This window comes from Flavobacterium magnum (assembly GCF_003055625.1).
GTDB lineage: Bacteria > Bacteroidota > Bacteroidia > Flavobacteriales > Flavobacteriaceae > Flavobacterium > Flavobacterium magnum.
Window position 1 is genome coordinate 45,694 of record NZ_CP028811.1, and the last position, 21,114, is coordinate 66,807.

The following is a 21,114-nucleotide window of genomic DNA, read 5'->3' on the forward strand; positions in this document are numbered from 1 at the left end:
TTCGAGTCGGTGATCGTGTAGGTGAAGGAATCCGAACCGTTGAAGTTCGCATTCGGGGTATAGTCTACCGTATCGTCCGTAGGGTCGTTCGGTGTGCCGTTGTTGTTCACCACTGCGCTTCCGTTCGCCGCAGGCGTAGCGATTGTGATCGCGCCGATCGATGGGCCGTCAGGGCCGAAGGTATCGTTTGCAAGTACCGCGATGTTTACGCTTTGGTCTTCTGTAACGCTGGCCGTATCATTGGCTGCTACCGGCACGTCAGTACCGGGCGCATCAGGTGCGATCGTCACGTTCACCGTAGCCGTTGAGCTGTCGCCGTTCGAGTCGGTGATCGTGTAGGTGAAGGAATCCGAACCGTTGAAGTTCGCATTAGGGGTATAGTCTACCGTATCGTCCGTAGGGTCGTTCGGTGTGCCGTTGTTGTTCACCACTGCGCTTCCGTTCGCTGCTGGCGTCGCAATGGCGATCGCGCCGATCGATGGTCCGTCAGGGCCGAAGGTATCGTTGGCAAGTACCGCGATGTTTACGCTTTGGTCTTCTGTAACGCTCGCCGTATCATTGGCTGCTACCGGCACGTCAGTACCAGGCGCATCAGGTGCGATCGTAACGTTCACCGTAGCCGTTGAGCTGTCGCCGTTCGAGTCGGTGATCGTGTAGGTGAAGGAATCCGAACCGTTGAAGTTCGCATTCGGGGTATAGTCTACCGTATCGTCCGTAGGGTCGTTCGGTGTGCCGTTGTTGTTCACCACTGCGCTTCCGTTCGCTGCAGGTGTAGCGATTGTGATAGCCCCGATCGATGGTCCGTCAGGGCCGAACGTATCGTTTGCAAGTACCGCGATGTTTACGCTTTGATCCTCGGTAACGCTCGCCGTATCATTGGCTGCCACCGGCACGTCAGTACCAGGCGCATCAGGTGCGATCGTAACGTTCACCGTAGCCGTTGAGCTGTCGCCGTTCGAGTCGGTGATCGTATAGGTGAAGGAATCCGAACCGTTGAAGTTCGCATTCGGGGTATAGTCTACCGTATCGTCCGTAGGGTCGTTCGGCGTGCCGTTGTTGTTCACCGTGGCAGTTCCGTTCGCCGCTGGCGTCGCGATTGTGATCGCGCCGATCGATGGTCCGTCAGGCCCGAAAGTATCGTTTGCAAGTACCGCGATGTTTACGCTTTGATCCTCGGTAACGCTCGCCGTATCATTGGCTGCCACCGGCACGTCAGTACCAGGCGCATCAGGTGCGATCGTAACGTTCACCGTAGCCGTTGAGCTGTCGCCGTTCGAGTCGGTGATCGTATAGGTGAAGGAATCCGAACCGTTGAAGTTCGCATTCGGGGTATAGTCTACCGTATCGTCCGTAGGGTCGTTCGGCGTGCCGTTGTTGTTCACCGTGGCTGTTCCGTTCGCCGCAGGCGTCGCGATTGTGATAGCCCCGATCGATGGTCCGTCAGGCCCGAACGTATCGTTTGCAAGTACCGCGATGTTTACGCTTTGGTCCTCGGTTACGCTCGCCGTATCATTGGCTGCCACCGGCACGTCAGTACCGGGCGCATCAGGTGCGATCGTAACGTTTACCGTAGCCGTTGAGCTGTCGCCGTTCGAGTCGGTGATCGTGTAGGTGAAGGAATCCGAACCGTTGAAGTTCGCATTCGGGGTATAGTCTACCGTATCGTCCGTAGGGTCGTTCGGCGTGCCGTTGTTGTTCACCACTGCGGTTCCGTTCGCCGCAGGCGTCGCGATTGTGATAGCCCCGATCGATGGTCCGTCAGGCCCGAACGTATCGTTTGCAAGTACCGCGATGTTTACGCTTTGGTCTTCTGTTACGCTCGCCGTATCATTGGCCGCCACCGGCACGTCAGTACCGGGCGCATCAGGTGCGATCGTAACGTTCACCGTAGCCGTTGAGCTGTCGCCGTTCGAGTCTGTAATTGTATACGTGAAGGAATCCGAACCGTTGAAGTTCGCATTCGGGGTATAGTCCACCGTATCGTCTGTAGGGTCGTTCGGTGTGCCGTTGTTGTTCACTGTAGCCGTACCGTTCGCCGCTGGTGTAGCGATTGTGATAGCCCCGATCGATGGTCCGTCAGGGCCGAAGGTATCGTTTGCAAGTACCGCGATGTTTACCGATTGGTCCTCGGTTACGCTCGCCGTATCATTGGCCGCCACCGGCACGTCAGTACCGGGCGCATCAGGGGCGATCGTAACATTCACCGTAGCCGTTGAGCTGTCGCCGTTCGAGTCGGTGATCGTGTAGGTGAAGGAATCCGAACCGTTGAAGTTCGCATTAGGGGTATAGTCTACCGTATCGTCCGTAGGGTCGTTCGGCGTGCCGTTGTTGTTCACCACTGCGCTTCCGTTCGCCGCAGGCGTCGCGATTGTGATCGCGCCGATCGATGGTCCGTCAGGCCCGAACGTATCGTTTACAAGTACCGCGATGTTTACGCTTTGGTCTTCTGTAACGCTGGCCGTATCATTGGCTGCTACCGGCACGTCAGTACCGGGCGCATCAGGTGCGATCGTAACGTTCACCGTAGCCGTTGAGCTGTCGCCGTTCGAGTCGGTGATCGTGTAGGTGAAGGAATCCGAACCGTTGAAGTTCGCATTCGGGGTATAGTCTACCGTATCGTCCGTAGGGTCGTTCGGTGTGCCGTTGTTGTTCACCACTGCGCTTCCGTTCGCTGCTGGCGTCGCAATGGCGATCGCGCCGATCGATGGTCCGTCAGGCCCGAACGTATCGTTTGCAAGTACCGCGATGTTTACCGATTGATCCTCGGTAACGCTCGCCGTATCGTTCGCTGCCACCGGCACGTCAGTACCGGGCGCATCAGGGGCGATCGTAACATTCACTGTAGCGGTTGAGCTGTCGCCGTTCGAGTCGGTGATCGTATAGGTGAAGGAATCCGAACCGTTGAAGTTCGCATTCGGGGTATAGTCTACCGTATCGTCCGTAGGGTCGTTCGGCGTGCCGTTGTTGTTCACCGTGGCTGTTCCGTTCGCCGCAGGCGTCGCGATTGTGATAGCCCCGATCGATGGTCCGTCAGGCCCGAAGGTATCGTTTGCAAGTACCGCGATGTTTACGCTTTGGTCCTCGGTTACGCTCGCCGTATCATTGGCTGCCACCGGCACGTCAGTACCGGGCGCATCAGGTGCGATCGTAACGTTTACCGTAGCCGTTGAGCTGTCGCCGTTCGAGTCGGTGATCGTGTAGGTGAAGGAATCCGAACCGTTGAAGTTCGCATTCGGGGTATAGTCTACCGTATCGTCCGTAGGGTCGTTCGGTGTGCCGTTGTTGTTCACCACTGCGGTTCCGTTCGCCGCTGGCGTAGCGATTGTGATCGCGCCGATCGATGGTCCGTCAGGGCCGAAGGTATCGTTTGCAAGTACCGCGATGTTTACCGATTGGTCCTCGGTAACGCTCGCCGTATCATTGGCTGCCACCGGCACGTCAGTACCGGGCGCATCAGGTGCGATCGTAACGTTCACCGTAGCCGTAGATGTATCACCGTTAGAGTCGGTGATCGTGTAGGTGAAGGAATCCGAACCGTTGAAGTTCGCATTCGGGGTATAGTCTACCGTATCGTCCGTAGGGTCGTTCGGTGTGCCGTTGTTGTTCACCGTGGCGGTTCCGTTCGCCGCAGGCGTCGCAATGGCGATCGCGCCGATCGATGGTCCGTCAGGGCCGAAGGTATCGTTGGCAAGTACCGCGATGTTTACGCTTTGGTCTTCTGTAACGCTGGCCGTATCATTGGCTGCCACCGGCACGTCAGTACCAGGCGCATCAGGGGCGATCGTAACGTTCACCGTAGCCGTTGAGCTGTCGCCGTTTGAGTCGGTGATCGTGTAGGTGAAGGAATCCGAACCGTTGAAGTTCGCATTCGGGGTATAGTCTACTGTATCGTCCGTAGGGTCGTTCGGCGTGCCGTTGTTGTTCACCACTGCGGTTCCGTTCGCCGCTGGTGTAGCGATGGCGATCGCGCCGATCGATGGTCCGTCAGGGCCGAAGGTATCGTTGGCAAGTACCGCGATGTTCACCGATTGGTCTTCGGTAACGCTCGCCGTATCATTGGCCGCCACCGGCACGTCAGTACCAGGCGCATCAGGTGCGATCGTAACGTTTACCGTAGCCGTTGAGCTGTCGCCGTTCGAGTCTGTAATTGTATAGGTGAAGGAATCCGAACCGTTGAAGTTCGCATTCGGGGTATAGTCTACCGTATCGTCCGTAGGGTCGTTCGGTGTGCCGTTGTTGTTCACCACTGCGCTTCCGTTCGCCGCCGGCGTAGCGATTGTGATCGCGCCGATCGATGGTCCGTCAGGGCCGAAGGTATCGTTGGCAAGTACCGCGATGTTTACGCTTTGGTCTTCTGTAACGCTGGCCAGGTCATTGGCTGCCACCGGCACGTCAGTACCGGGCGCATCAGGTGCGATCGTAACGTTTACCGTAGCCGTTGAGCTGTCGCCGTTCGAGTCGGTGATCGTGTAGGTGAAGGAATCCGAACCGTTGAAGTTCGCATTCGGGGTATAGTCTACCGTATCGTCCGTAGGGTCGTTCGGCGTGCCGTTGTTGTTCACCACTGCGCTTCCGTTCGCTGCCGGTGTAGCGATTGTGATCGCCCCGATCGATGGTCCGTCAGGCCCGAAGGTATCGTTGGCAAGTACCGCGATGTTTACGCTTTGGTCCTCGGTAACGCTGGCCGTATCATTGGCTGCCACCGGCACGTCAGTACCGGGCGCATCAGGGGCGATCGTAACGTTTACCGTAGCCGTTGAGCTGTCGCCGTTCGAGTCGGTGATCGTGTAGGTGAAGGAATCCGAACCGTTGAAGTTCGCATTCGGGGTATAGTCTACCGTATCGTCCGTAGGGTCGTTCGGTGTGCCGTTGTTGTTCACCGTGGCAGTTCCGTTCGCCGCCGGTGTAGCGATGGCGATCGCGCCGATCGATGGTCCGTCAGGGCCGAAGGTATCGTTTGCAAGTACCGCGATGTTTACCGATTGGTCTTCGGTTACGCTCGCCGTATCATTGGCTGCCACCGGCACGTCAGTACCGGGCGCATCAGGTGCGATCGTCACGTTTACCGTAGCCGTTGAGCTGTCGCCGTTAGAGTCTGTAATTGTATACGTGAAGGAATCCGAACCGTTGAAGTTCGCATTCGGGGTATAGTCTACCGTATCGTCCGTAGGGTCGTTCGGTGTGCCGTTGTTGTTCACCACTGCGGTTCCGTTCGCTGCAGGCGTCGCGATTGCGATCGCGCCGATCGATGGGCCGTCAGGGCCGAAGGTATCGTTGGCAAGTACCGCGATGTTTACGCTTTGGTCCTCGGTAACGCTCGCCGTATCATTGGCTGCCACCGGCACGTCAGTACCAGGCGCATCAGGTGCGATCGTCACGTTCACCGTAGCCGTTGAGCTGTCGCCGTTCGAGTCGGTGATCGTGTAGGTGAAGGAATCCGAACCGTTGAAGTTCGCATTCGGGGTATAGTCTACCGTATCGTCCGTAGGGTCGTTCGGTGTGCCGTTGTTGTTCACCACTGCGCTTCCGTTTGCTGCAGGCGTAGCAATTGTGATAGCCCCGATCGATGGTCCGTCAGGCCCGAAGGTATCGTTTGCAAGTACCGCGATGTTCACCGATTGGTCCTCGGTAACGCTCGCCGTATCATTGGCCGCCACCGGCACGTCAGTACCGGGCGCATCAGGGGCGATCGTCACGTTTACCGTAGCCGTTGAGCTGTCGCCGTTAGAGTCTGTAATTGTATACGTGAAGGAATCCGAACCGTTGAAGTTCGCATTCGGGGTATAGTCTACCGTATCGTCCGTAGGGTCGTTCGGCGTGCCGTTGTTGTTCACCGTGGCAGTTCCGTTCGCTGCAGGCGTAGCGATTGTGATTGCGCCGATCGATGGTCCGTCAGGCCCGAAGGTATCGTTGGCAAGTACCGCGATGTTTACCGATTGGTCTTCGGTAACGCTCGCCGTATCATTGGCTGCCACCGGCACGTCAGTACCGGGCGCATCAGGTGCGATCGTAACGTTCACCGTAGCCGTTGAGCTGTCGCCGTTAGAGTCTGTAATTGTATACGTGAAGGAATCCGAACCGTTGAAGTTCGCATTCGGGGTATAGTCTACCGTATCGTCCGTAGGGTCGTTCGGCGTGCCGTTGTTGTTCACCACTGCGGTTCCGTTCGCTGCAGGCGTCGCAATGGCGATCGCGCCGATCGATGGGCCGTCAGGGCCGAAGGTATCGTTGGCAAGTACCGCGATGTTTACGCTTTGGTCCTCGGTAACGCTCGCCGTATCATTGGCTGCCACCGGCACGTCAGTACCGGGCGCATCAGGTGCGATCGTAACGTTCACCGTAGCCGTTGAGCTGTCGCCGTTCGAGTCGGTGATCGTGTAGGTGAAGGAATCCGAACCGTTGAAGTTCGCATTCGGGGTATAGTCTACCGTATCGTCCGTAGGGTCGTTCGGTGTGCCGTTGTTGTTCACCACTGCGCTTCCGTTCGCTGCAGGTGTAGCGATTGTGATAGCCCCGATCGATGGTCCGTCAGGGCCGAACGTATCGTTTGCAAGTACCGCGATGTTTACGCTTTGATCCTCGGTAACGCTCGCCGTATCATTGGCTGCCACCGGCACGTCAGTACCAGGCGCATCAGGTGCGATCGTAACGTTCACCGTAGCCGTTGAGCTGTCGCCGTTCGAGTCGGTGATCGTATAGGTGAAGGAATCCGAACCGTTGAAGTTCGCATTCGGGGTATAGTCTACCGTATCGTCCGTAGGGTCGTTCGGTGTGCCGTTGTTGTTCACCACTGCGCTTCCGTTTGCTGCAGGCGTAGCAATTGTGATAGCCCCGATCGATGGTCCGTCAGGCCCGAAGGTATCGTTTGCAAGTACCGCGATGTTCACCGATTGGTCCTCGGTAACGCTCGCCGTATCATTGGCCGCCACCGGCACGTCAGTACCGGGCGCATCAGGGGCGATCGTCACGTTTACCGTAGCCGTTGAGCTGTCGCCGTTAGAGTCTGTAATTGTATACGTGAAGGAATCCGAACCGTTGAAGTTCGCATTCGGGGTATAGTCTACCGTATCGTCCGTAGGGTCGTTCGGCGTGCCGTTGTTGTTCACCGTGGCAGTTCCGTTCGCTGCAGGCGTAGCGATTGTGATTGCGCCGATCGATGGTCCGTCAGGCCCGAAGGTATCGTTGGCAAGTACCGCGATGTTTACGCTTTGGTCCTCGGTAACGCTCGCCGTATCATTGGCTGCCACCGGCACGTCAGTACCGGGCGCATCAGGTGCGATCGTAACGTTCACCGTAGCCGTTGAGCTGTCGCCGTTCGAGTCGGTGATCGTGTAGGTGAAGGAATCCGAACCGTTGAAGTTCGCATTCGGGGTATAGTCTACCGTATCGTCCGTAGGGTCGTTCGGCGTGCCGTTGTTGTTCACCACTGCGGTTCCGTTCGCTGCAGGCGTCGCGATTGCGATCGCGCCGATCGATGGGCCGTCAGGGCCGAAGGTATCGTTGGCAAGTACCGCGATGTTTACGCTTTGGTCCTCGGTAACGCTCGCCGTATCATTGGCTGCCACCGGCACGTCAGTACCGGGCGCATCAGGTGCGATCGTAACGTTCACCGTAGCCGTTGAGCTGTCGCCGTTCGAGTCGGTGATCGTGTAGGTGAAGGAATCCGAACCGTTGAAGTTCGCATTCGGGGTATAGTCTACCGTATCGTCCGTAGGGTCGTTCGGTGTGCCGTTGTTGTTCACCACTGCGCTTCCGTTCGCTGCAGGTGTAGCGATTGTGATAGCCCCGATCGATGGTCCGTCAGGGCCGAACGTATCGTTTGCAAGTACCGCGATGTTTACGCTTTGATCCTCGGTAACGCTCGCCGTATCATTGGCTGCCACCGGCACGTCAGTACCAGGCGCATCAGGTGCGATCGTAACGTTCACCGTAGCCGTTGAGCTGTCGCCGTTCGAGTCGGTGATCGTATAGGTGAAGGAATCCGAACCGTTGAAGTTCGCATTCGGGGTATAGTCTACCGTATCGTCCGTAGGGTCGTTCGGCGTGCCGTTGTTGTTCACCGTGGCTGTTCCGTTCGCCGCAGGCGTCGCGATTGTGATAGCCCCGATCGATGGTCCGTCAGGCCCGAACGTATCGTTTGCAAGTACCGCGATGTTTACGCTTTGGTCCTCGGTTACGCTCGCCGTATCATTGGCTGCCACCGGCACGTCAGTACCGGGCGCATCAGGTGCGATCGTAACGTTTACCGTAGCCGTTGAGCTGTCGCCGTTCGAGTCGGTGATCGTGTAGGTGAAGGAATCCGAACCGTTGAAGTTCGCATTCGGGGTATAGTCTACCGTATCGTCCGTAGGGTCGTTCGGCGTGCCGTTGTTGTTCACCACTGCGGTTCCGTTCGCCGCAGGCGTCGCGATTGTGATAGCCCCGATCGATGGTCCGTCAGGCCCGAACGTATCGTTTGCAAGTACCGCGATGTTTACGCTTTGGTCTTCTGTTACGCTCGCCGTATCATTGGCCGCCACCGGCACGTCAGTACCGGGCGCATCAGGTGCGATCGTAACGTTCACCGTAGCCGTTGAGCTGTCGCCGTTCGAGTCTGTAATTGTATACGTGAAGGAATCCGAACCGTTGAAGTTCGCATTCGGGGTATAGTCCACCGTATCGTCTGTAGGGTCGTTCGGTGTGCCGTTGTTGTTCACCGTGGCTGTTCCGTTCGCCGCTGGTGTAGCGATTGTGATAGCCCCGATCGATGGTCCGTCAGGCCCGAAAGTATCGTTTGCAAGTACCGCGATGTTTACCGATTGGTCCTCGGTTACGCTCGCCGTATCATTGGCCGCCACCGGCACGTCAGTACCGGGCGCATCAGGGGCGATCGTAACATTCACCGTAGCCGTTGAGCTGTCGCCGTTCGAGTCGGTGATCGTGTAGGTGAAGGAATCCGAACCGTTGAAGTTCGCATTCGGGGTATAGTCTACCGTATCGTCCGTAGGGTCGTTCGGCGTGCCGTTGTTGTTCACCACTGCGCTTCCGTTCGCCGCAGGCGTCGCGATTGTGATCGCGCCGATCGATGGTCCGTCAGGCCCGAACGTATCGTTTACAAGTACCGCGATGTTTACGCTTTGGTCTTCTGTAACGCTGGCCGTATCATTGGCTGCTACCGGCACGTCAGTACCGGGCGCATCAGGTGCGATCGTAACGTTCACCGTAGCCGTTGAGCTGTCGCCGTTCGAGTCGGTGATCGTGTAGGTGAAGGAATCCGAACCGTTGAAGTTCGCATTCGGGGTATAGTCTACCGTATCGTCCGTAGGGTCGTTCGGTGTGCCGTTGTTGTTCACCACTGCGCTTCCGTTCGCTGCTGGCGTCGCAATGGCGATCGCGCCGATCGATGGTCCGTCAGGCCCGAACGTATCGTTTGCAAGTACCGCGATGTTTACCGATTGATCCTCGGTAACGCTCGCCGTATCGTTCGCTGCCACCGGCACGTCAGTACCGGGCGCATCAGGGGCGATCGTAACATTCACTGTAGCGGTTGACGTATCACCGTTAGAGTCTGTAATTGTATACGTGAAGGAATCCGAACCGTTGAAGTTCGCATTCGGGGTATAGTCTACCGTATCGTCCGTAGGGTCGTTCGGCGTGCCGTTGTTGTTCACCGTGGCTGTTCCGTTCGCCGCCGGTGTAGCGATTGTGATAGCCCCGATCGATGGTCCGTCAGGCCCGAACGTATCGTTGGCAAGTACCGCGATGTTTACGCTTTGATCCTCGGTAACGCTCGCCGTATCATTGGCCGCCACCGGCACGTCAGTACCGGGCGCATCAGGGGCAACCGTAACGTTCACCGTAGCAGTAGATGTATCGCCGTTCGAGTCGGTGATCGTGTAGGTAAAGGAATCCGAACCGTTGAAGTTCGCATTCGGGGTATAGTCTACCGTATCGTCCGTAGGGTCGTTCGGTGTGCCGTTGTTGTTCACCACTGCGCTTCCGTTCGCCGCCGGCGTAGCAATTGTGATAGCCCCGATCGATGGTCCGTCAGGCCCGAAGGTATCGTTGGCAAGTACCGCGATGTTTACGCTTTGGTCTTCTGTAACGCTCGCCGTATCATTGGCCGCCACCGGCACGTCAGTACCGGGCGCATCAGGTGCGATCGTAACGTTTACCGTAGCCGTTGAGCTGTCGCCGTTCGAGTCGGTGATCGTGTAGGTGAAGGAATCCGAACCGTTGAAGTTCGCATTCGGGGTATAGTCTACCGTATCGTCCGTAGGGTCGTTCGGCGTGCCGTTGTTGTTCACCACTGCGGTTCCGTTCGCCGCAGGCGTCGCGATTGTGATCGCCCCGATCGATGGTCCGTCAGGCCCGAAGGTATCGTTGGCAAGTACCGCGATGTTTACGCTTTGGTCTTCTGTAACGCTGGCCGTATCATTGGCCGCTACCGGCACGTCAGTACCGGGCGCATCAGGTGCGATCGTAACGTTCACCGTAGCCGTTGAGCTGTCGCCGTTCGAGTCGGTGATCGTGTAGGTGAAGGAATCCGAACCGTTGAAGTTCGCATTCGGGGTATAGTCTACCGTATCGTCCGTAGGGTCGTTCGGCGTGCCGTTGTTGTTCACCACTGCGCTTCCGTTCGCTGCAGGCGTAGCGATTGTGATCGCGCCGATCGATGGTCCGTCAGGCCCGAACGTATCGTTTGCAAGTACCGCGATGTTTACGCTTTGATCCTCGGTAACGCTCGCCGTATCATTGGCCGCCACCGGCACGTCAGTACCGGGCGCATCAGGGGCGATCGTAACGTTTACCGTAGCCGTTGAGCTGTCGCCGTTCGAGTCGGTGATCGTGTAGGTGAAGGAATCCGAACCGTTGAAGTTCGCATTCGGGGTATAGTCTACCGTATCGTCCGTAGGGTCGTTCGGTGTGCCGTTGTTGTTCACCGTGGCAGTTCCGTTCGCCGCCGGTGTAGCGATGGCGATCGCGCCGATCGATGGTCCGTCAGGGCCGAAGGTATCGTTTGCAAGTACCGCGATGTTTACGCTTTGGTCCTCGGTTACGCTCGCCGTATCATTGGCTGCCACCGGCACGTCAGTACCGGGCGCATCAGGTGCGATCGTCACGTTTACCGTAGCCGTTGAGCTGTCGCCGTTAGAGTCTGTAATTGTATACGTGAAGGAATCCGAACCGTTGAAGTTCGCATTCGGGGTATAGTCTACCGTATCGTCCGTAGGGTCGTTCGGCGTGCCGTTGTTGTTCACCACTGCGGTTCCGTTCGCTGCAGGCGTCGCGATTGCGATCGCGCCGATCGATGGGCCGTCAGGGCCGAAGGTATCGTTGGCAAGTACCGCGATGTTTACGCTTTGGTCCTCGGTAACGCTCGCCGTATCATTGGCTGCCACCGGCACGTCAGTACCAGGCGCATCAGGTGCGATCGTCACGTTCACCGTAGCCGTTGAGCTGTCGCCGTTCGAGTCGGTGATCGTGTAGGTGAAGGAATCCGAACCGTTGAAGTTCGCATTCGGGGTATAGTCTACCGTATCGTCCGTAGGGTCGTTCGGCGTGCCGTTGTTGTTCACCGTGGCTGTTCCGTTCGCCGCCGGTGTAGCGATTGTGATAGCCCCGATCGATGGTCCGTCAGGCCCGAACGTATCGTTGGCAAGTACCGCGATGTTTACGCTTTGATCCTCGGTAACGCTCGCCGTATCATTGGCCGCCACCGGCACGTCAGTACCGGGCGCATCAGGGGCAACCGTAACGTTCACCGTAGCAGTAGATGTATCGCCGTTCGAGTCGGTGATCGTGTAGGTAAAGGAATCCGAACCGTTGAAGTTCGCATTCGGGGTATAGTCTACCGTATCGTCCGTAGGGTCGTTCGGTGTGCCGTTGTTGTTCACCACTGCGCTTCCGTTCGCCGCCGGCGTAGCAATTGTGATAGCCCCGATCGATGGTCCGTCAGGCCCGAAGGTATCGTTGGCAAGTACCGCGATGTTTACGCTTTGGTCTTCTGTAACGCTCGCCGTATCATTGGCCGCCACCGGCACGTCAGTACCGGGCGCATCAGGTGCGATCGTAACGTTTACCGTAGCCGTTGAGCTGTCGCCGTTCGAGTCGGTGATCGTGTAGGTGAAGGAATCCGAACCGTTGAAGTTCGCATTCGGGGTATAGTCTACCGTATCGTCCGTAGGGTCGTTCGGCGTGCCGTTGTTGTTCACCACTGCGGTTCCGTTCGCCGCAGGCGTCGCGATTGTGATCGCCCCGATCGATGGTCCGTCAGGCCCGAAGGTATCGTTGGCAAGTACCGCGATGTTTACGCTTTGGTCTTCTGTAACGCTGGCCGTATCATTGGCCGCTACCGGCACGTCAGTACCGGGCGCATCAGGTGCGATCGTAACGTTCACCGTAGCCGTTGAGCTGTCGCCGTTCGAGTCGGTGATCGTGTAGGTGAAGGAATCCGAACCGTTGAAGTTCGCATTCGGGGTATAGTCTACCGTATCGTCCGTAGGGTCGTTCGGCGTGCCGTTGTTGTTCACCACTGCGCTTCCGTTCGCTGCCGGCGTAGCGATGGCGATCGCGCCGATCGATGGTCCGTCAGGCCCGAACGTATCGTTTGCAAGTACCGCGATGTTTACGCTTTGGTCTTCTGTTACGCTCGCCGTATCATTGGCCGCCACCGGCACGTCAGTACCGGGCGCATCAGGTGCGATCGTAACGTTCACCGTAGCCGTTGAGCTGTCGCCGTTCGAGTCTGTAATTGTATACGTGAAGGAATCCGAACCGTTGAAGTTCGCATTCGGGGTATAGTCCACCGTATCGTCTGTAGGGTCGTTCGGTGTGCCGTTGTTGTTCACTGTAGCCGTACCGTTCGCCGCTGGTGTAGCGATTGTGATGGCTCCGATCGATGGTCCGTCAGGCCCGAAAGTATCGTTTGCAAGTACCGCGATGTTTACCGATTGGTCCTCGGTTACGCTCGCCGTATCATTGGCCGCCACCGGCACGTCAGTACCGGGCGCATCAGGGGCGATCGTAACATTCACCGTAGCCGTTGAGCTGTCGCCGTTCGAGTCGGTGATCGTGTAGGTGAAGGAATCCGAACCGTTGAAGTTCGCATTCGGGGTATAGTCTACCGTATCGTCCGTAGGGTCGTTCGGCGTGCCGTTGTTGTTCACCACTGCGCTTCCGTTCGCCGCAGGCGTCGCGATTGTGATCGCGCCGATCGATGGTCCGTCAGGGCCGAAGGTATCGTTTACAAGTACCGCGATGTTTACGCTTTGGTCCTCGGTAACGCTCGCCGTATCATTGGCTGCCACCGGCACGTCAGTACCAGGCGCATCAGGGGCGATCGTAACGTTCACCGTAGCCGTTGAGCTGTCGCCGTTCGAGTCGGTGATCGTGTAGGTGAAGGAATCCGAACCGTTGAAGTTCGCATTCGGGGTATAGTCTACCGTATCGTCCGTAGGGTCGTTCGGTGTGCCGTTGTTGTTCACCACTGCGCTTCCGTTCGCTGCAGGTGTAGCAATTGTGATAGCCCCGATCGATGGTCCGTCAGGCCCGAACGTATCGTTTGCAAGTACCGCGATGTTTACGCTTTGATCCTCGGTAACGCTCGCCGTATCATTGGCCGCCACCGGCACGTCAGTACCGGGCGCATCAGGGGCGATCGTAACGTTTACCGTAGCCGTTGAGCTGTCGCCGTTCGAGTCTGTAATTGTATAGGTGAAGGAATCCGAACCGTTGAAGTTCGCATTCGGGGTATAGTCTACCGTATCGTCCGTAGGGTCGTTCGGTGTGCCGTTGTTGTTCACCACTGCGCTTCCGTTCGCTGCAGGTGTAGCGATTGTGATCGCGCCGATAGATGGGCCGTCAGGCCCGAAAGTATCGTTTGCAAGTACCGCGATGTTTACGCTTTGATCCTCGGTAACGCTCGCCGTATCATTGGCCGCCACCGGCACGTCAGTACCGGGCGCATCAGGGGCAACCGTAACGTTCACCGTAGCAGTAGATGTATCGCCGTTCGAGTCTGTAATTGTGTACGTGAAGGAATCCGAACCGTTGAAGTTCGCATTCGGGGTATAGTCTACAGTATCGTCCGTAGGGTCGTTCGGCGTGCCGTTGTTGTTCACCGTGGCTGTTCCGTTCGCCGCCGGTGTAGCGATTGTGATAGCCCCGATCGATGGTCCGTCAGGCCCGAACGTATCGTTGGCAAGTACCGCGATGTTTACGCTTTGGTCTTCTGTAACGCTGGCCGTATCATTGGCTGCCACCGGCACGTCAGTACCGGGCGCATCAGGGGCGATCGTAACGTTCACCGTAGCCGTTGAGCTGTCGCCGTTCGAGTCGGTGATCGTGTAGGTGAAGGAATCCGAACCGTTGAAGTTCGCATTCGGGGTATAGTCTACCGTATCGTCCGTAGGGTCGTTCGGCGTGCCGTTGTTGTTCACCACTGCGCTTCCGTTCGCTGCCGGCGTAGCGATGGCGATCGCGCCGATCGATGGTCCGTCAGGCCCGAACGTATCGTTTGCAAGTACCGCGATGTTTACGCTTTGGTCTTCTGTTACGCTCGCCGTATCATTGGCCGCCACCGGCACGTCAGTACCGGGCGCATCAGGTGCGATCGTAACGTTCACCGTAGCCGTTGAGCTGTCGCCGTTCGAGTCTGTAATTGTATACGTGAAGGAATCCGAACCGTTGAAGTTCGCATTCGGGGTATAGTCCACCGTATCGTCTGTAGGGTCGTTCGGTGTGCCGTTGTTGTTCACTGTAGCCGTACCGTTCGCCGCTGGTGTAGCGATTGTGATAGCCCCGATCGATGGTCCGTCAGGCCCGAAAGTATCGTTTGCAAGTACCGCGATGTTTACCGATTGGTCCTCGGTTACGCTCGCCGTATCATTGGCCGCCACCGGCACGTCAGTACCGGGCGCATCAGGGGCAACCGTAACATTCACCGTAGCCGTTGAGCTGTCGCCGTTCGAGTCTGTAATTGTATACGTGAAGGAATCCGAACCGTTGAAGTTCGCATTCGGGGTATAGTCTACCGTATCGTCCGTAGGGTCGTTCGGCGTGCCGTTGTTGTTCACCACTGCGCTTCCGTTCGCCGCAGGCGTCGCGATTGTGATCGCGCCGATCGATGGTCCGTCAGGGCCGAAGGTATCGTTTACAAGTACCGCGATGTTTACGCTTTGGTCCTCGGTAACGCTCGCCGTATCATTGGCTGCCACCGGCACGTCAGTACCGGGCGCATCAGGGGCGATCGTAACGTTCACCGTAGCCGTTGAGCTGTCGCCGTTCGAGTCGGTGATCGTGTAGGTGAAGGAATCCGAACCGTTGAAGTTCGCATTCGGGGTATAGTCTACCGTATCGTCCGTAGGGTCGTTCGGTGTGCCGTTGTTGTTCACCACTGCGCTTCCGTTCGCTGCTGGCGTCGCAATGGCGATCGCGCCGATCGATGGTCCGTCAGGCCCGAAGGTATCGTTGGCAAGTACCGCGATGTTTACGCTTTGGTCCTCGGTAACGCTGGCCGTATCATTGGCTGCCACCGGCACGTCAGTACCGGGCGCATCAGGGGCGATCGTAACGTTCACCGTAGCCGTTGAGCTGTCGCCGTTCGAGTCGGTGATCGTGTAGGTAAAGGAATCCGAACCGTTGAAGTTCGCATTCGGGGTATAGTCTACCGTATCGTCCGTAGGGTCGTTCGGCGTGCCGTTGTTGTTCACCACTGCGCTTCCGTTCGCTGCAGGCGTCGCAATGGCGATCGCGCCGATCGATGGTCCGTCAGGGCCGAAGGTATCGTTTGCAAGTACCGCGATGTTTACGCTTTGGTCCTCGGTAACGCTGGCCGTATCATTGGCCGCTACCGGCACGTCAGTACCGGGCGCATCAGGGGCGATCGTAACATTCACTGTAGCGGTTGACGTATCACCGTTAGAGTCTGTAATTGTATACGTGAAGGAATCCGAACCGTTGAAGTTCGCATTCGGGGTATAGTCTACCGTATCGTCCGTAGGGTCGTTCGGCGTGCCGTTGTTGTTCACCACTGCGCTTCCGTTCGCTGCAGGCGTAGCGATTGTGATAGCCCCGATCGATGGTCCGTCAGGGCCGAAAGTATCGTTGGCAAGTACCGCGATGTTTACGCTTTGATCCTCGGTAACGCTCGCCGTATCATTGGCCGCCACCGGCACGTCAGTACCGGGCGCATCAGGGGCGATCGTAACGTTTACCGTAGCCGTTGAGCTGTCGCCGTTCGAGTCGGTGATCGTGTAGGTGAAGGAATCCGAACCGTTGAAGTTCGCATTCGGGGTATAGTCTACCGTATCGTCCGTAGGGTCGTTCGGCGTGCCGTTGTTGTTCACCACTGCGCTTCCGTTCGCTGCAGGCGTCGCAATGGCGATCGCGCCGATCGATGGTCCGTCAGGGCCGAAGGTATCGTTTGCAAGTACCGCGATGTTTACGCTTTGATCCTCGGTAACGCTCGCCGTATCATTGGCCGCTACCGGCACGTCAGTACCGGGCGCATCAGGGGCGATCGTAACGTTTACCGTAGCCGTTGAGCTGTCGCCGTTCGAGTCGGTGATCGTGTAGGTGAAGGAATCCGAACCGTTGAAGTTCGCATTCGGGGTATAGTCTACCGTATCGTCCGTAGGGTCGTTCGGCGTGCCGTTGTTGTTCACCGTGGCAGTTCCGTTCGCCGCTGGCGTCGCAATGGCGATCGCGCCGATCGATGGTCCGTCAGGGCCGAAAGTATCGTTTGCAAGTACCGCGATGTTTACGCTTTGGTCCTCGGTAACGCTGGCCGTATCGTTCGCTGCCACCGGCACGTCAGTACCAGGCGCATCAGGGGCGATCGTAACGTTCACCGTAGCCGTTGACGTGTCGCCGTTCGAGTCGGTGATCGTGTAGGTGAAGGAATCCGAACCGTTGAAGTTCGCATTCGGGGTATAGTCCACCGTATCGTCCGTAGGGTCGTTCGGCGTGCCGTTGTTGTTCACCGTGGCAGTTCCGTTCGCTGCAGGTGTAGCGATTGTGATCGCGCCGATAGATGGGCCGTCAGGCCCGAACGTATCGTTTGCAAGTACCGCGATGTTTACGCTTTGGTCTTCTGTAACGCTCGCCGTATCATTGGCCGCTACCGGCACGTCAGTACCGGGCGCATCAGGGGCGATCGTAACATTCACTGTAGCGGTTGACGTATCACCGTTCGAGTCTGTAATTGTGTACGTGAAGGAATCCGAACCGTTGAAGTTCGCATTCGGGGTATAGTCTACAGTATCGTCCGTAGGGTCGTTCGGTGTGCCGTTGTTGTTCACCACTGCGCTTCCGTTCGCTGCAGGTGTAGCGATTGTGATCGCGCCGATCGATGGTCCGTCAGGGCCGAACGTATCGTTTGCAAGTACCGCGATGTTTACGCTTTGATCCTCGGTAACGCTCGCCGTATCATTGGCTGCTACCGGCACGTCAGTACCGGGCGCATCAGGTGCGATCGTCACGTTCACCGTAGCCGTTGAGCTGTCGCCGTTCGAGTCGGTGATCGTGTAGGTGAAGGAATCCGAACCGTTGAAGTTCGCATTCGGGGTATAGTCTACCGTATCGTCCGTAGGGTCGTTCGGCGTGCCGTTGTTGTTCACCACTGCGCTTCCGTTCGCTGCAGGCGTAGCGATGGCGATCGCGCCGATCGATGGTCCGTCAGGCCCGAACGTATCGTTTGCAAGTACCGCGATGTTTACGCTTTGGTCTTCTGTAACGCTGGCCGTATCATTGGCCGCTACCGGCACGTCAGTACCGGGCGCATCAGGTGCGATCGTAACGTTCACCGTAGCCGTTGAGCTGTCGCCGTTCGAGTCGGTGATCGTGTAGGTGAAGGAATCCGAACCGTTGAAGTTCGCATTCGGGGTATAGTCTACCGTATCGTCCGTAGGGTCGTTCGGCGTGCCGTTGTTGTTCACCACTGCGCTTCCGTTCGCTGCAGGCGTAGCGATTGTGATCGCGCCGATCGATGGTCCGTCAGGCCCGAACGTATCGTTTGCAAGTACCGCGATGTTTACGCTTTGGTCCTCGGTAACGCTCGCCGTATCATTGGCCGCCACCGGCACGTCAGTACCGGGCGCATCAGGGGCGATCGTAACGTTTACCGTAGCCGTTGAGCTGTCGCCGTTCGAGTCGGTGATCGTGTAGGTGAAGGAATCCGAACCGTTGAAGTTCGCATTCGGGGTATAGTCTACCGTATCGTCCGTAGGGTCGTTCGGTGTGCCGTTGTTGTTCACCGTGGCAGTTCCGTTCGCCGCCGGTGTAGCGATGGCGATCGCGCCGATCGATGGTCCGTCAGGGCCGAAGGTATCGTTTGCAAGTACCGCGATGTTTACGCTTTGGTCCTCGGTTACGCTCGCCGTATCATTGGCTGCCACCGGCACGTCAGTACCGGGCGCATCAGGTGCGATCGTCACGTTTACCGTAGCCGTTGAGCTGTCGCCGTTCGAGTCGGTGATCGTGTAGGTGAAGGAATCCGAACCGTTGAAGTTCGCATTCGGGGTATAGTCTACCGTATCGTCCGTAGGGTCGTTCGGCGTGCCGTTGTTGTTCACCACTGCGGTTCCGTTCGCTGCAGGCGTCGCGATTGCGATCGCGCCGATCGATGGGCCGTCAGGGCCGAAGGTATCGTTGGCAAGTACCGCGATGTTTACGCTTTGGTCCTCGGTAACGCTCGCCGTATCATTGGCTGCCACCGGCACGTCAGTACCAGGCGCATCAGGGGCGATCGTCACGTTCACCGTAGCCGTTGAGCTGTCGCCGTTCGAGTCGGTGATCGTGTAGGTGAAGGAATCCGAACCGTTGAAGTTCGCATTCGGGGTATAGTCTACCGTATCGTCCGTAGGGTCGTTCGGTGTGCCGTTGTTGTTCACCACTGCGCTTCCGTTTGCTGCAGGCGTAGCAATTGTGATAGCCCCGATCGATGGTCCGTCAGGCCCGAAGGTATCGTTTGCAAGTACCGCGATGTTCACCGATTGGTCCTCGGTAACGCTCGCCGTATCATTGGCCGCCACCGGCACGTCAGTACCGGGCGCATCAGGGGCGATCGTCACGTTTACCGTAGCCGTTGAGCTGTCGCCGTTAGAGTCTGTAATTGTATACGTGAAGGAATCCGAACCGTTGAAGTTCGCATTCGGGGTATAGTCTACCGTATCGTCCGTAGGGTCGTTCGGCGTGCCGTTGTTGTTCACCGTGGCAGTTCCGTTCGCTGCAGGCGTAGCGATTGTGATTGCGCCGATCGATGGTCCGTCAGGCCCGAAGGTATCGTTGGCAAGTACCGCGATGTTTACCGATTGGTCTTCGGTAACGCTCGCCGTATCATTGGCTGCCACCGGCACGTCAGTACCGGGCGCATCAGGTGCGATCGTAACGTTCACCGTAGCCGTTGAGCTGTCGCCGTTAGAGTCTGTAATTGTATACGTGAAGGAATCCGAACCGTTGAAGTTCGCATTCGGGGTATAGTCTACCGTATCGTCCGTAGGGTCGTTCGGCGTGCCGTTGTTGTTCACCGTGGCTGTTCCGTTCGCCGCAGGCGTCGCGATTGTGATAGCCCCGATCGATGGTCCGTCAGGCCCGAACGTATCGTTTGCAAGTACCGCGATGTTTACGCTTTGGTCCTCGGTTACGCTCGCCGTATCATTGGCTGCCACCGGCACGTCAGTACCGGGCGCATCAGGTGCGATCGTAACGTTTACCGTAGCCGTTGAGCTGTCGCCGTTCGAGTCGGTGATCGTGTAGGTGAAGGAATCCGAACCGTTGAAGTTCGCATTCGGGGTATAGTCTACCGTATCGTCCGTAGGGTCGTTCGGCGTGCCGTTGTTGTTCACCACTGCGGTTCCGTTCGCCGCAGGCGTCGCGATTGTGATAGCCCCGATCGATGGTCCGTCAGGCCCGAACGTATCGTTTGCAAGTACCGCGATGTTTACGCTTTGGTCTTCTGTTACGCTCGCCGTATCATTGGCTGCCACCGGCACGTCAGTACCAGGCGCATCAGGGGCGATCGTAACGTTCACCGTAGCCGTTGAGCTGTCGCCGTTCGAGTCGGTGATCGTGTAGGTGAAGGAATCCGAACCGTTGAAGTTCGCATTCGGGGTATAGTCTACCGTATCGTCCGTAGGGTCGTTCGGTGTGCCGTTGTTGTTCACCACTGCGGTTCCGTTCGCTGCAGGCGTCGCAATGGCGATCGCGCCGATCGATGGTCCGTCAGGGCCGAAGGTATCGTTGGCAAGTACCGCGATGTTTACGCTTTGGTCTTCTGTAACGCTGGCCGTATCATTGGCTGCCACCGGCACGTCAGTACCAGGAGCATCAGGTGCGATCGTAACGTTCACCGTAGCCGTTGAGCTGTCGCCGTTCGCATCGGTTATAGTATATGCAAATGAGTCATTTCCATTATAATTTGCGTTTGGCGTGTAAATAATAGTGTCGTCTGTAGGATCTGAGGTGCCCTGATTATTAACAGTGGCTGTTCCATTTGCAGCCGGCGTAGCAATAGCAACAGCCACTACTCCGGGACCATCTCCGCCATAAGTATCATTTACAGCATAGACCACAACATTGTTTATGCTGTCCTCCCCTACTGTTATCGTATCATTTCCAGCAGATGGCAAATCGTTAACTGGTGTGACATTTATAGTCAGGTTAGCGGTATCCGTGTCGATACCATCAGTAACTGTATATTGAATTGCCTGCACAAGGCCGTTAAAGTTCGGCGTTGGCACAAACGTATAGCTACCATTAGCATTAATTGTTAAACTACCTTCAGCAATTACAGCAGTAGCCCCGGCAGGATAGCTAATCGCATTTACAGTGAACTGAGAAATTGTTAAGGTATTCAAATCGATGTCTGAGTCATTTTGCAATAAATCATCTGCAGAACCATCAGCCACAGTAAGAGTTGTATCTTCAGCAGTTGTGTTAGCATCATCGACCGCAACCGGTGCAGTATTGACCACACCCGGTGTCGAAGAATCAGAACTATTGCCTGGTACAGGATCCGTTTCATTTCCGGTAATCGTGGCAGTGTTGGTGCGCACTCCTGTGGCAAGTACCGTAACGGTCACATCCAGGGTTTCAGAGCCACCGTTAGCTAAATTTCCTATTGACCATACTCCC

Annotated in this window: 1 protein-coding gene (only partly in view); it reads right to left on the reverse strand. The window is 57.1% G+C overall.

All 21,114 nt of this window come from inside a single coding sequence — locus tag HYN48_RS00145, Ig-like domain-containing protein, on the reverse strand. Of the gene's 47,511 coding nucleotides, 11,273 precede the window and 15,124 follow it; the stretch shown corresponds to coding positions 11,274-32,387, spanning codon 3,758 (partial) through codon 10,796 (partial); reading right to left, the first codon wholly in view occupies positions 21,111 to 21,113. Both codon boundaries (start and stop) fall beyond the window edges.